Source organism: Pacificispira spongiicola, from assembly GCF_012926505.1.
Lineage (GTDB): Bacteria > Pseudomonadota > Alphaproteobacteria > UBA8366 > Aestuariispiraceae > Pacificispira > Pacificispira spongiicola.
This window is the reverse complement of the sequence record NZ_JABBNT010000003.1, coordinates 104,697-118,211: the sequence shown is the minus strand read 5'-3', so window position 1 is coordinate 118,211 and position 13,515 is coordinate 104,697. Positions and strand designations below refer to the sequence as shown.

General features: G+C 62.8%; 14 protein-coding genes. 7 read left to right on the top strand and 7 right to left on the bottom strand.

Annotation, left to right across the window (positions count from 1 at the left end; genetic code table 11):
- The first annotated feature begins 4 nt into the window (after positions 1–4).
- The 3 genes from HH303_RS10005 to HH303_RS09995 all read left to right on the top strand — a co-directional run bounded on the left by HH303_RS10005 (position 5) and on the right by HH303_RS09995 (position 3,778).
- Entirely contained in the window at positions 5–1,282 is a 1,278-nt protein-coding gene (locus tag HH303_RS10005; protein ID WP_169625202.1) for a cytochrome b, read from the top strand.
- Positions 1,283–1,294: 12 nt separating this feature from the next.
- Positions 1,295–2,215 carry a cytochrome c1 gene (locus HH303_RS10000; protein WP_169625201.1) on the top strand — a complete coding sequence of 307 codons (921 nt, stop codon included), beginning with the start codon at positions 1,295–1,297 and terminating at the stop codon, positions 2,213–2,215.
- Between the two features lie 69 nt (positions 2,216–2,284).
- A complete protein-coding gene (locus HH303_RS09995; RefSeq protein WP_319637368.1) occupies positions 2,285–3,778 on the top strand; it encodes an MFS transporter in 1,494 nt (497 codons plus the stop codon).
- 21 nt (positions 3,779–3,799) lie between these two features.
- Here the strand turns inward: HH303_RS09995 and HH303_RS09990 are convergent, their stop codons facing one another.
- Together HH303_RS09990 and HH303_RS09985 are read right to left on the bottom strand one after the other, a co-directional pair.
- Complete coding sequence (locus tag HH303_RS09990) at positions 3,800–5,089, bottom strand: RsmB/NOP family class I SAM-dependent RNA methyltransferase (RefSeq protein WP_169625200.1); 1,290 nt, start codon at positions 5,087–5,089, stop codon at positions 3,800–3,802.
- The gene (locus HH303_RS09985) at positions 5,086–5,568 is read right to left on the bottom strand and encodes a metallopeptidase family protein (protein WP_169625199.1); all 483 of its coding nucleotides are present in this window, start codon (positions 5,566–5,568) and stop codon (positions 5,086–5,088) included. The genes HH303_RS09990 and HH303_RS09985 overlap by 4 nt, the downstream gene beginning before the upstream one ends.
- A 65-nt stretch (positions 5,569–5,633) precedes the next feature.
- Here HH303_RS09985 and HH303_RS09980 point away from each other — a divergent pair, with 65 nt between their 5' ends.
- Positions 5,634–5,936 carry a 4a-hydroxytetrahydrobiopterin dehydratase gene (locus HH303_RS09980; protein WP_169625198.1) on the top strand — a complete coding sequence of 101 codons (303 nt, stop codon included), beginning with the start codon at positions 5,634–5,636 and terminating at the stop codon, positions 5,934–5,936.
- Positions 5,937–5,944: 8 nt separating this feature from the next.
- On the opposite strand, the gene HH303_RS09975 is transcribed toward HH303_RS09980, so the two are convergent.
- Complete coding sequence (locus tag HH303_RS09975) at positions 5,945–6,631, bottom strand: pyridoxamine 5'-phosphate oxidase family protein (protein ID WP_169625197.1); 687 nt, start codon at positions 6,629–6,631, stop codon at positions 5,945–5,947.
- 107 nt (positions 6,632–6,738) lie between these two features.
- Between HH303_RS09975 and pdxR the strand changes: the two genes are divergently transcribed.
- On the top strand, positions 6,739–8,235 hold the full coding sequence (pdxR, locus tag HH303_RS09970) for a MocR-like pyridoxine biosynthesis transcription factor PdxR (protein ID WP_169625196.1): 1,497 nt from the start codon (positions 6,739–6,741) through the stop codon (positions 8,233–8,235).
- Complete coding sequence (locus HH303_RS09965; protein ID WP_169625195.1) at positions 8,232–8,858, top strand: 3'-5' exonuclease; 627 nt, start codon at positions 8,232–8,234, stop codon at positions 8,856–8,858. The genes pdxR and HH303_RS09965 overlap by 4 nt, the downstream gene beginning before the upstream one ends.
- On the opposite strand, the gene HH303_RS09960 is transcribed toward HH303_RS09965, so the two are convergent.
- Both HH303_RS09960 and HH303_RS09955 read right to left on the bottom strand, forming a co-directional pair.
- Entirely contained in the window at positions 8,835–10,154 is a 1,320-nt protein-coding gene (locus HH303_RS09960) for an MATE family efflux transporter (RefSeq protein WP_169625194.1), read from the bottom strand. The genes HH303_RS09965 and HH303_RS09960 overlap by 24 nt on opposite strands.
- A 143-nt stretch (positions 10,155–10,297) precedes the next feature.
- On the bottom strand, positions 10,298–11,284 hold the full coding sequence (locus tag HH303_RS09955; protein ID WP_169625193.1) for a 2-hydroxyacid dehydrogenase: 987 nt from the start codon (positions 11,282–11,284) through the stop codon (positions 10,298–10,300).
- Between the two features lie 158 nt (positions 11,285–11,442).
- Between HH303_RS09955 and HH303_RS09950 the strand changes: the two genes are divergently transcribed.
- The gene (locus tag HH303_RS09950) at positions 11,443–11,958 is read left to right on the top strand and encodes an SH3 domain-containing protein (protein ID WP_169625192.1); all 516 of its coding nucleotides are present in this window, start codon (positions 11,443–11,445) and stop codon (positions 11,956–11,958) included.
- A 7-nt stretch (positions 11,959–11,965) separates the two neighbouring features.
- On the opposite strand, the gene HH303_RS09945 is transcribed toward HH303_RS09950, so the two are convergent.
- A complete protein-coding gene (locus HH303_RS09945; protein WP_169625191.1) occupies positions 11,966–12,727 on the bottom strand; it encodes an SDR family NAD(P)-dependent oxidoreductase in 762 nt (253 codons plus the stop codon).
- 48 nt (positions 12,728–12,775) lie between these two features.
- Positions 12,776–13,444, bottom strand: a complete 669-nt coding sequence (locus tag HH303_RS09940) for a glutathione S-transferase family protein (RefSeq protein WP_169625190.1) — start codon at positions 13,442–13,444, stop codon at positions 12,776–12,778.
- Between the last annotated feature and the right edge of the window lie 71 nt (positions 13,445–13,515).

Sequence of the window (13,515 nt, the reverse complement as noted above, 5' to 3'; positions counted from 1 at the left end):
TCCCATGAGCAATCACGCTGCCCCTGATTTCAAGAATCCGGTGATTCGGTGGGTCGATTCCCGCCTGCCGGTCTTCTCCTACGTCTATGCTGAATACGGCGTCTTCCCGATGCCGAAGAACCTGAACTACTTCTGGAACTTCGGTGCGCTGGCCGCGGTCGTCCTGGTGACGATGATCCTGACCGGGATCATGCTGGCCATGCAGTATACGCCGCATGTCGACATGGCCTTCAATTCCGTCGAACGCATCATGCGCGATGTGAATTACGGCTGGCTGCTGCGCTACATCCATATGAACGGCGCGTCGATGTTCTTCATCACCGTCTATATCCACGTCTATCGCGGTATGTATTACGGGTCCTACAAGGCCCCGCGCGAGCTGCTGTGGATTCTGGGCGTCGTGATCCTGGTCCTGATGATGGCCACGGCCTTCATGGGCTACGTCCTGCCTTGGGGTCAGATGAGCTTCTGGGGGGCGACGGTCATCACCAACCTGTTCTCCGCCTTCCCGGGGATCGGGGATGCCATCGTGACCTGGCTGTGGGGCGGTTTCTCGGTCGACAACCCGACCCTGAACCGGTTCTTCGCCCTGCACTATCTGCTGCCCTTCGTGATTTTTGCGGTGGTCGCGCTGCACGTTGTCGCCCTGCACGTCGTGAAATCCAACAACCCGACCGGCGTCGAGCCGCGCGGGCCGCAGGACACGGTGCCGTTCCACCCTTATTTCACGGCGAAAGATTCCGTCGGCCTGGGCGTCTTCCTGATCGTCTTCGCCTTCTTCGTCTTCTTTGCGCCGAACTATATGGGCCATCCGGACAACTACATCCCGGCGGATCCGCTGGTGACGCCGCCGCATATCGTGCCGGAATGGTACTTCCTGCCGTTCTACGCCATCCTGCGGTCCTTCGTGGACGGCTGGTGGCCGTATGAAGTCGTCTTCGGCTGGTGGGCGTCCGCCAAGCTGGCGGGCGTGCTGGCCATGTTCGGCTCGCTGCTCGTTCTGGCCGTCCTGCCCTGGCTGGATACGTCCAAGGTGCGCAGCTGCCGCTACCGTCCGATGTACAAATGGGCGGTGATCCTGTTCCTGATCGACTTCGTCATTCTGGGCTGGGTCGGCGGTAAGCCGGCGGAAGAACCGTATGTGACCATCGCGCAGGGCGCGACCATGTACTACTTCTTCCACTTCCTGATCCTGACGCCGCTGATCGGCTGGATCGAACGGCCGAAACCGCTGCCCGCCAGCATTTCGGAATCCGTTCTCCAGAAATCCGCTGCGAAGTAAGGAGACGAACTGATGCGCAAATACGGTCTTTCCCTTGCCACGGCCGCGATGATCGCGGTCGGCGGTTCGGCCCTTATCGGTTCGGCAGCCCAGGCGGCTGGTGGCGGTGCCCATCCGCCGCAGCCGGACTACAGCTTCACCGGCATGTTCGGTTCCTTCGACCGGGCGGAACTGCAGCGCGGCCTGCAGGTCTATACCGGCGTCTGTGCCGCGTGCCACGGTCTCGATCTGGTCCGCTTCCGCGAATTGGAAGCCCTGGGTTACAGCGAAGACCAGATCAAGGCCTTCGCCGCGACCTATTCGGTCGAGGACGGCCCGAATGAAGACGGCGACATGTACGACCGCCCGGGCGAACCGAAGGATCGCTTCCCGGCACCGTTCCCGAACGTTCAGGCGGCGGCTGCGTCCAACGGCGGAAAAGCCCCGCCGGACCTGTCGCTGATCGTGAAGAACCGGGCTCATGGCCTCGGCTCCATCGGTCTGAACTTCGTCGACATGCTGAAGGGCGGCGAATTCGCCACCGGCGCGGCCTATGTCTCGGCACTGCTGGGCCATGGCTATGTCGAAGAGCCCACCATGGCGGACAAGATGAGCTGCTTGGCGGCCAATCCGGGCGAAAGCCACGAGGCTTACGAAGCCCGCCTGGAAGAGTTCGAGGTTCCGGCCGGCGGCCACTTCAACAAGTGGTTCCCGGGCTGCGCGATCAAGATGCCGAATCCGCTGTATGAAGATGCCGTCGAATATGCCGACGGGACGCCGGCGACGCCGGAACAGATGGCCCATGACGTGTCGGTCTTCCTGACCTGGGCGTCGGAGCCGACCCTGGAAGCGCGCAAGGAAATGGGCATCAAGGCCCTGCTGTTCCTGATCGTCTTCACGGGCATTCTGATCGCGGTGAAGCGCAACATCTGGCGCAACGTGAAAAAAGCCTGATCCCGCCCCATTTTTTGGGGGATGAGGAATTAAAAAAGGCCCGGACAGTGTCCGGGCCTTTTTCCGTTTTTGTGGCTCCAAACGGAATCTTCCACCGCGTGGACACCGGAAGCAATTTCCGATACGCCTGGAAGCGATCAAATTTGCGAAAGCGTGAAGTGGGCTATGACGCGATCTCGTTTCTTGGAGTCCCCGTTAGCGGATCGGAATTACCGAAGGCTATTTACGGCGCAGGTCATCGCCTTGCTAGGCACCGGCCTGTCGACGGTCGCGCTGGCATTGCTGGCCTATGATATGGCGGGTGGGGGTGCCGGGATTGTTCTTGGAACGGCGCTTGCTCTGAAGATGGTCGCCTATGTCGGGATCGCGCCGATTGTCGGCGGATTTGCACATCGCCTGCCACGCCGCTTTTTGCTCGTCAGCCTCGATATCGCTCGTGCGGCAATTATGGCGTGCTTACCTTTCGTTACGGAGGTCTGGCAGGTCTATGTGCTGATCTTCCTGCTCAACAGTTGCGCTGCAGGCTTCACGCCGACATTTCAGGCGACAATACCGGATATAGTGACCTATGAATCCCGATATACGAAGGCGCTGTCGCTTTCACGGCTGGCCTACGATCTGGAAAACTTGTTGAGCCCGGCGCTCGCGGCGGCACTGCTGGTTGTCGTACCCTACGACGCCCTTTTTACCGGTAATGCGATGGCATTCCTCGCGTCCGCCGGGTTCGTTCTGTCCGTGCGTCTGCCGCGCGCGCAGCCGAGCGATCGGGATGTCGGCGTGTGGACGAATATCAGCTTCGGGGTGCGCGCTTATTTGAAAACACCCCGCTTGCGCGGTCTTTTGGCATTGTCTGTCGTGGTCGCCTGCTCGGGGGCAATGGTGATCGTCAATACCGTGGTCTATATCCGGGATCGTCTCGGCGGATCGGAAACCGACACCGCTATTGCCTTCGCGGCGACCGGATTGGGCTCGATGATTGTGGCACTTACGCTGCCGCATGTCTTGCCCCGGTTTCCGGACCGTTCGTTTATGCTTATCGGCGGTGCGCTGTCCGCGACCGGTCTTTTTCTTGGATTGACCGGCCCCGGATTCGTCCCCTTTCTTCTGATTTGGCTTTGCCTGGGCGCGGGGTCGTCGTTGATTCAAGTGCCGGTGGGACGGTTGTTGCGACGATCCGCGAAGGGCACCGACCGCCCCGCGTATTTCGCGGCGCAATTTGCCCTGACCCATGGATGTTGGCTTCTTGCTTATCCGCTGGCCGGGTGGACCGCAGGCATGTTCGGATACGAAACCGCGTTCGCTGTTCTTGCCGGAGTTTCAGTGGTTGCGACTTTGGTGGCAGCTAGGGTTTGGCCCAGGGAAGACCCGTCCGAACTGGAACACAGGCATGGCGCGTTGGATCATGTCCACAATCATGTTCACGACGAACATCATCAACACGACCATGACGGCTGGGAGGGGCCGGAGCCGCATCGCCATCCCCACCGCCACGCGCCCATCCGCCACAAACATTCGTTCGTGATCGATGGCCATCATTGGCAATGGCCCGGCACGCCCCGATAACAGCCCGCCATTGACCGTGCTTCAATCTTCCCGCTTGAACCGCGCCGCAAAGAAACCGTCCATTCCGCCTTTGTCGGACAGCATCGACGGCAGGGTCCGCAAGGTTCCGTTCTCGGCAATTGTGCCCGGCAAGTCGGGGAGCTCCGTCGCTTGGACCGGATCGAAACTCACCCCGTCCAGCGATTTCGCGAAGGATAGAAGCTCCGCCCCCTCCGCCGATTGCAGCGAACAGGTCGCGACGACCAGCGTGCCGCCGGGGGCGAGCATCTCGACCGCGGCCTCGACGAGCCGCTTTTGCAAGGCGGCCAGTTTCGAACTGTCCCCCGCATCGCGGCGGTAGGCGATTTCCGGGTGACGGCGCAAGGTGCCGGTCGCGCTGCACGGCGCATCCAGCAGAACGGCGTCCGCCGGAGCGTCGGGCCGCCATTGTGTCGCGTCGGCATCGACCACATTCGCCGTATACCGCAGACGCTTCAGGTTATCCTGCAACCGTTGCAAGCGGGCCTTGGATCGATCGACGGCGGTAACCTCCGCGCCGCCGGCGACCAGTTGCAGCGTCTTGCCGCCCGGCGCGGCGCATAGGTCGATTACCCGCTTTCCGGACACATCGCCCAGCAACAGCGCGGGGAGCGTCGCGGCCACGTCCTGAACCCACCATTTGCCTTCCAGGAAACCGGGCAGCTTCGTGACGTCGCGGCTTTCGCGCAAGCGCACCGACTGCGGACCGATCGGATCGCTCTTCAACCGTTCCGCCCACAGGTCCCGGTCGATCGGGACGGTAACGTCGATGGGGGCGTCGGCCAGATGCGCCGTCGCGATGGCCGCTGCGGTATCGGCGCCGAATTGGGCTTCCCAATCGGACCACAGCCAATCCGGTGTGTTCAGGCGGCCGGCATCCTGCGCCGCCAGGGTCGCCTTGCCGTCCCGATCCGCGCGGCGCAATACGGCATTCACCATGCCCGCCATGTTTCGCATGTTCTGCGATTTCGCCAGATCGACGGTCGCCGCCAGGGCGGCATGGGACGGGGTGTTCAGGAACAAGAGCTGCGTCAATCCGACCCGAAGGACGTCCAGGACGCGTTTCGCCTTTCCCTTCGGCGGATGTTCCAGATAGTCGAACAACAGCGCATCGATCTGCCCCATGCGCCGCAACGCGGTCAGCGCGATGGTGCGGGCGAATCCCCGATCCCGCTGCGTCAGCTTCTGTAGGGGTTTGCTCTGCGCCAAGGCGTCGTCGAAGCTGAGACCCCGGTGCAGAACGGATTCCAGCAGATCCATGGCCGCCAAGCGGGAATCGATGCCGTCACTCATTGGTCTTCCTCGTCGGCGCTGTCTTCGATCGCGTGCATGTCGTCGTCGGACAGGCCGAAATGATGGCCGATTTCGTGGACCAGGACATGTCGCACGATATCCGCCAGGTGGTGGCCCTCATGGACCCAATAGTCCAGGATCGGACGGCGGTAGAGATAGATTTGATCGATCCCCGGATGTGGATCGATGAAGGATTTCCGCGCCATGTCGACCCCGTGATAGAGGCCGAGAAGATCGAACGGCGATTCCAGACCCAGGGCTTCCAGCGTCTCATCGTCCGGAAAATCCTGAACCCGGAAGACGATGTCGCCCAGATGCTGTCGGAATTCCGCCGGGAGGTCCGCCAGGGCCTGCGTCGCCATAGCCTCGATATCGTCCAGGGTGGGCGGCGCGGCATGTCGGTGCGATCCGTGGCGATGGTGTTGCCGCTCGCGCAAGCGGTGGCGTTCACGGCGGGGGAAGTCGGTGACGTGTTTCATGGCTTTGATATACTCGCCCCGACCGCAGGAATCGAGTGCCCGTTTGACAGGAAGAGGATATCCAGATGGCCGCGAAACTGACCGCAGAGGAACGCAAGGAAGGTCTGGCCGGGCTGCCGGACTGGACGGACGTGCCGGACCGCGATGCGATCCGACGCGAATTCCGGTTCAAAAGCTTCAATCAGGCTTTCGGCTTCATGACGCGGGTCGCCATGCAGGCGGAAAGGCTGGACCACCATCCGGAATGGTTCAACGTCTACAACCGCGTCGACGTCACGCTGACGACGCATGACTGCGACGGGTTGAGCACCCTGGACCTCAAGCTCGCCCGGTTCATGGATCGCGCGGCCTTGGCAACAGGGCAATAACTGGGGCGTCAGCGAAATCGCGGATAGACCGGCACGGGAATGTTCGACGACAGGTGTTCGTCCGGCTCCGGCGTGCCCCAGGTTTCGGTGCGCGGCAGGACACCCGCCCAGACGTCCTTGTTCGACAGACCGTCCTCGTCGTCGCCCGGTGGGCCGTTGCGGACCTTGGCCACGGCATCTTCGATCTCCATGCGGATCACGCTCGTCGCCTTCAATTCCTTGGCCGTATTTTCGCGCAATTGCGCCATCCGGCCGGGGAAGTAGAGATCCATCATATCGTGCAAGGCGGCGTTCTTTTCCGCCGATCCGGTGATCGCCTGCGCCTTTCCATACAGGATCGCGGTGCGGAAGTTTGCCGTATGATCGAAGGCCGTGCGCGCCAGAACCAGACCGTCGAAATGCGTCACGGTCACACAGACGGGAATGCCGCCTTTCTGCGCCTTCAGCATCCGGCTGGCGGACGATCCGTGCCAATACAGGGTATCGCCGTCCCGCCAATGAAATGTCGGGGTGACGAAAGGCTGCCCGTCGATGACATACCCGATGTGACAGAGCGGCGTCGCATCGACGATGGCGTGGATGGTGGCCCGGTCATAGACGGCGCGCTTATGGTTGCGCCGAATGCGCGACCGGTCGGTCGGGGTGTAACGGCCGCTTTGTGCCGCACCCCCGGCGATATCGTGCTGCTGGGTCATGAAACCTTGTCCGATGAATGTCGTGTTCGCGACGGTTCTACCTCTTAAAATGGCTTGCTCAAAAGGGCCGAATTGGGAAAACCTTTAGGTCCAATTAGGAGGATCACATGGCGCGCCGCGTTTCGGATGGGGCGGTTCTGCCGCTCGCCCTGGACCGGGACAGCGCGGAACCCCTGCACAGACAGCTATACGATCAGTTACGGGAACTGATTCTGGACGGTCGTTTGACCGCCGGGTCGCGCCTGCCGTCCAGCCGCACCTTGGCGAAGGAACTGGCCATATCCCGCAACACGGTGACCGCCGCCTTCGATCAACTCTTCGCGGAAGGGTACCTTTCCGGGAAGGTCGGGGCCGGATCTTTCGTATCCGACGAACTGCCGGAAGAAAGCCTGTCCATGGGACCGTCTCAGATGCCGGATTCGCCCGCCCCGTCACCACGCCGTCAGGGCTTGTCGCGACGCGGGGCCCGATTGGCCGCGCTGCACGGGACACGGTCGTCCCGCCGGGCGACGGCTTTTGCCATCGGCCTGCCCGATTTGGACGGTTTCCCCTTCGACGTCTGGTCGCGCCTGATGACGAAGGCATGGCGGCGGCCGCCGCGCGACCTGCTGGCCAATGCGGAACCGGCGGGCTACCTGCCGCTGCGTCGCGCCATTGTGGACTATTTGCGGACCGCGCGCGGCGTGCGCTGCGAACCGGAACAGGTGATCATCGTCGCGGGTGTGCAGCAGGCGATTGCGCTGGCCTGCCATGTCCTGCTGGACGAGGGCGACACCGCGTTGATGGAAGACCCCGGCTATCTGGGGATGCGCGGCGCGTTGCTGGGCGCGGGCGTGCATATCGCCACCGCCCCGGTGGATGAGGAAGGTTTCGATATCGATGCGGGCGAAGCCGTGGCCCCCGATGCACGGCTGGTCTGCGTCGCGCCGTCCCATCAATACCCGATCGGTGTGACGATGAGCCTTGCCCGCCGCCTGCGGTTGCTCGATTGGGCGCAGCGGCATGACGGCTGGGTGCTGGAGGACGATTATGACAGCGAATACCGCTATGTCGGGCGGCCCTTGTCGGCCTTGCAGGGGTTGGACCGCGACGGGCGGGTCGTCTATGCCGGGACCTTCTCGAAGGTCATGTTCCCGACCCTGCGCATCGGCTATCTGGTGGTGCCGCCGGATTTGGCCGCCCCGTTCCGGCAGGCCCGCGCCGCCCTGGACGACCATCCGTCCAGTATCGCCCAGCCGGCGCTGGCCGCCTTTATCGAGGAAGGCCATTTCGCCGCCCATCTGCGCCGCATGCGGCGGCTCTATGCCGAACGGCGGGAAGCCCTGGCGGCGGCGTTGACGGGCCGGTACGGGTCGGCGATCGACCTTGCCCCGTCGGAGGCGGGGATGCATTTGCTGGCCCATCTGTCGCCCGATCTGGCACCCGGTTTGAGCGACCGCGATATTCAGGCCCGCGCGGCGGAAGAGGGGGTTACGGTTTCGGCGTTAAGCGCCTACTATGCGGCGCCGACCGACGCGCGTGGATTGCTGCTGGGCTTTTCCGCGGTGCCGGTCGAGAACATGCCCGCCGCCCTGGATAAATTGAGCCGCGTTCTGACCCCATGACATCCGATGTAAGCATTGTTACCGCACCGAGCGCCGACCCCTTTTCACCGGATAAGCGCGGCGGGGAAATCGTTTTCTATGACCTGGAATTCACCGCCTGGGAGGGCAGCCTGCAACGCGGCTGGTCCGAACCGTGGGAGGCCCGAGAGGTCATTCAGATCGGTGCCGTTCGGGTGCGCGACGACGCGGCGTTTACCGAGGTCGGCCGCTTCCTGTGTTTCGTCAGTCCTGTCCGGAATCCGACCCTGTCGGACTATATCACCGCGCTGACGGGAATCGGGCAGGAGCAAATCGACGAAGAAGGCTTCGACTTCCCGGAGGCTTGGGACGTCTTTACCGACTTCTGCGACGGCGCGCGGGCCATGCTCTGCTATAGCGGCGATCAGGATGTGCTCGCGGAAAACATGACCATCAATGGGATGAAGGTCACGGGCCTTTCCCGGTTCAGCGAATTGCAAGCCGTGTTGGGCAAACGCTGCGGTCCGGAATTCGGTGCGTCGACATCCTATGGTATCGCGACGCTGGCCGGGGTGGACGCCGAAGGCCGCGCCCATGATGCGATGGACGATTCCCTGTCCATGGTCGCCGGATTGCGGGCGTTACGGGCTAAAGGTCTTCTTTAGCGACCGCAGGCAGATCACCGTCCAGCGCAGGACATCTCCGGCAACGATCAATGCCGTGGCGATCAATACCCCTGTATAGAGCCCTTCCGCGCCGCCGCCTTCATGGACCCCGAACCAATAGGCGGTGGGCACCATGATGCACAGGAAACCCGTGATGTTCAGCGCCGTCGGCATCCAGGCATCGCCGGTCGCGCGCAGGGCGTTACCCAGAATGAACTGACCCGCGTCCAAAATGACCAGCAGACCGACCACGACCGTGCCCTGGGCGACGATGGCGATCAGGGCGGGGTCCTTCAGCTGATAGACGACGGACAGAATCATCTCCGGGTGGGTCACCAGCACGATTGCCGGGATGGCCTGCACCGCCATGCCCCAGAAAAACCCGGTCCATCCGGCCAGGGCGCGATCCGGCCAGTCGCGGCGGCCATGCGCGACGCCGACCCGGACGGCGGAGGCGCTGCCGATTCCTAGTGTCGCCATGAACAACATGGCCAGCAGGTTCATGTTGATGGAAAAGGATGTCAGCTGTTCCACCGCCATCCATCCGGCGAAGATATGCATGATGTGGAACGCGCCGCTTTCCGCCGCATAGGCCGGACCGGCGGCATAGCCGTGGCGGCGTTGCGTCGCACCGCCGACAATCCAGCCCGGCTTCGGCCTCTGCCGGATACCGAAATCGTGCTTTCCGCCCAGATACCAGACATAGCCGACGACGATGAACATCATCAGAAAGCGCACGGCGGCGGTGGCCAGCGACGCGCCGTCCGCGCCGGAAAAGCCGAAAGCGCCGTCGATGAACCAGAAATTCAGAAGAACGTTCAGGATGTTCGCGATCCAGACCGCGATCATGCCGGGCAGCGGGCGGCCCATGGCTTCCAGATACAGGTTGCTGGTCACGAAGATCAGGGACGGCAGGACGCTGATCCCATGGATGCGGGCGACGCTGGCGCTCATCGACGCGACATGAGGGCTCTGCCCCGTCATCAGGAAGTATTCTTCCGTAAACTGGGTCATGATGCCGGCGAACAGGCCGATCAGCGTGGCATAGGGCAAGGCCCGCCGCCACACGGCCCCGGTTTCGGACAGGAGACCCGCGCCGCGCAGATGGCTGGTTTCCACCGCCGCGCCGAACATCAGGCCGATGCTGACGACGATCAGCACGGCGAAAACGGCGCTGCCCAGACCGTAGCGCCCGACTTCCTCCGCGCCCAGGGGACCGAGCATCACGGTATCTACCAGGGCGAGAGAAACGATTCCGGCGCGACTGACCACAACGGGTGTGGCAAGCCGTGCCAATTCTCCGCTATGTCGCAGAAAACGGGCAAAAAGCCAGCGCAGTCCTGTCTGATGTACGGACGGGTGGGGGGACGGGTCGGTCATGCCTTACCGTTTGACCCATGCCGCGCCGGTCTGCAAGCACTCTTAATGAGTGTTTTCGATCAAAACATCGTGTCGATGACCCGGTCGGGCGGATTATGGCCGTCGACCCAGGTCTTGATGTTGATGATGACGCGTTCGCCCATGGCGATGCGCCCCTCGATCGTCGCCGATCCCATATGCGGCAGCAGCACGACGTTGGAGAGCTTGATGAGCTTCGGATTGATTTCCGGCTCCTTCTCGTAAACGTCGAGGCCCGCCCCCGCGATTTGGTTCTGGGACAGGGATTTGACCAGGGCCGCCTCGTCGATCACCTCGCCGCGCGACGTGTTGACGATATAGGCGTGGCTTTTCATCAGGCCCAGCCGCCGAGAATTCAACAGGTGATAGGTCGCGGGCGTGTGGGGGCAGTTGATCGACAGGATATCCATATGCGCGATCATCTGATCCAGAGACGACCAGAAGGTCGCTTCCAGGTCCTTTTCGACCTCTTCCGGCACGCGGTTGCGGTTGTGGTAATGCACAGAGAGGCCGAACCCCTTGGCCCGGCGCGCGACGGCGGTGCCGATGCGGCCCATGCCGATAATGCCCAGGCGTTTGCCCCAGATGCGGTGGCCCAGCATGCCGGTCGGGCTCCAGCCCGTCCATTTGCCGTCGCGCACCAGTTGCTCGCCTTCAACAAGGCGGCGCGGCACGGCCAGGATCAGGGCCATGGTCATATCCGCCGTGTCCTCGGTCAGGACGTCGGGCGTGTTGGTAACGATGATGCCCTTCTTTCGGGTCGCCGGGAAATCCAGGTGATCGACGCCGGTGCCGAAGCTGGCGATCATCTTCAAATTCTCGCCCGCCGCGTTGATAATGTCGCGGTCGATCCGGTCGGTTACGGTCGGGACCAGGATTTCGGCGCGCTTGACCGCATCCAGCATCTGATCGCGCGTGAAGGCGTCGTCCGCGAGATTCAATTCGCAGTCGAACAACTCCATCATCCGGGTTTCGATAATGTCCGGCAGTTTCCGGGTGACGATGACCTTCGGTTTGCGAATCGTCATGGCGCTGACTTCCCCTTATCCTCCCGTTTCCCGCACAATGGCTGGATTTGCCAGCGGGTACGAGGCTTCTTGCGCTTTCTTTATAGAAGAATCGCGGTATAGAAAACCAGTATCCCCGCGCGATTTTCCACCCTGGCCGGAGTGCTGACGGAATACCGATGCGTTCTCTGCTGGTTCTATTGACGTTTTTGACCGCGTTCGGCGGGGCCCTGGCGGGTTGGACGATGCCGGGCGTCGCACAGTCGACGGCGCAGCCCAGCGGCTTGCCCGTCCCTCGCATGGTGTCCATCAAGGCCAGCGAGGCGAATGTCCGGACCGGACCCGGCGTGGATTATCCGATCCGTTGGGTCTATCAGCGTCTGGACATGCCGGTCCAGGTTATCGCGGAATTCGACAAATGGCGGAAAATCCGCGATTGGGAAGGCGACGAGGGCTGGGTGCATTTCGCGCTGTTGAGTTCTCGCCGCACGGTGATCGTCACCAGTCCCGAAACCACCCTGCGCCGCTTGGCGGCGGATGCGTCCCCCGCGATAGCGCGTCTGGCCATGGGTATGGTGGCCCGCGTCGACCTGTGCGAGGCCGATTGGTGCCTCGTCACCGTTCAGGGCTATGACGGCTGGTTGAAGCGGGAAGACGTCTGGGGCGTCGAGCCGGGCGAAACGATCCAGCAGTAAAAGGGCGTTACTTCGGCTGCATCCGCAGGGCGCTGTCCAGGCGCACGCATTCCCCGTTCATGACCGCGTTTTCGATCATGTGGATCGCCAGCGCCGCATATTCCGACGGTTTCCCGAAGCGGGACGGGAACGGCAGAGTGGCGGTCAGGCTGTCCTGCACGTCCTGCGGCATGCCCAACAACATCGGCGTGCCGAACAGGCCCGGCGCGATGGCGTTGACGCGGATGCCGGTGCGCGCGAATTCGCGGGCCGCGGGCAGGGTCAGGCCGACGACGCCGCCCTTGGACGCGGCATAGGCCGCCTGACCGATCTGGCCTTCGAAGGCGGCGATGGAGGCGGTGTTGATGATGATCCCGCGTTCCCCGTCCTCGTTCGGTTCCCGGTCCGCCATGTCGGCGGCGGTCAGGCGCAGCATGTTGAAGGTGCCGATCAGGTTGACCTCGATCACCTTGCGGAAGGCATCCAGATCCATCGCGCCGTTGCGGCCGACGATCTTCGCGGCGGGCGCGATCCCGGCGCAATTGACGTTGATGGCGCAGGCGCCGTGGACTTCATGCGCCTTGGCGACGGCGGCTTCGGCACTTTCCGCGCTCGTCACGTCGCAGGCGATGGCGAGACCGCCGATTTCCGAGGCGACGGCTTCCAGCTTTTCCGCATTCATGTCCAGCAGCGCGACCTTCGCCCCCTTGGCGGCCAGCGCGCGGGCCGTGCCTTCGCCCAGGCCGGAGGCCGCGCCGGTAACGATGGCGGGCATTCCGTCGATAATCATGGTCTTCCTCCCCCAGAATTTTCGTTAGCAAGCCGGAATTATGTTTGGCTAGAAATCCAAATCCGCATAGTGCCGCGGCGGCGGCGCGCCGGGAATATGGTCGCCCAGGATCGGGCGGAAGGACGGACGCGATTTGATCCGCGCATACCAGTCCTTCGCTTCCGGATGTTCGTCCCAGGGGACGTCGCCGATATAGTCGACGCAGGACAGATGCGCCGCCGCGGTCAGGTCCGCCAGAGTCAGGTCCTCGCCCGCAAGCCAGGTTCGGCGTTCCGCCAGCCAATCGATGTAACCCAGATGCGTGTGAATGTTCCGGCCTCCGGCGCGCACGGCGGAGGAGCTCGGCTCCCCCAGGCCGAGGAAGCGCTTCATGATCTTTTCCTCGACCAGATTGATGCCGACTTCCTCGTTGAATTTGACATCGAACCAGTCGATCAGCCGACGGACCTCCGCGCGCATTACCGCGCCGGTGCCGATCAGGGGCTGGTCGCCATACATCTCGTCCAGATATTCGCAGATCGGCTGCGACCCGCAGACCCGATTTCCGTCCTCGTCGACCAGAACCGGGACCTCCCCGGTCGGGTTCAACGCCAGGAAGGATTCGTCCCGGTCCCAGGTTTTCTGAATCCGGGTTTCGAAGGGCAGCTGTTTTTCCCCCAGCATCAGCCGGACCTTTCGGCAATGGGGGGAAAGCCAGAGATGATAAAGGAGCATCATGACGCTTCGCATATACCGCCGATCCGAAGCGGCGGCAACGGCCAAAGCATCTGGAAGTTAGGGCATTTTCG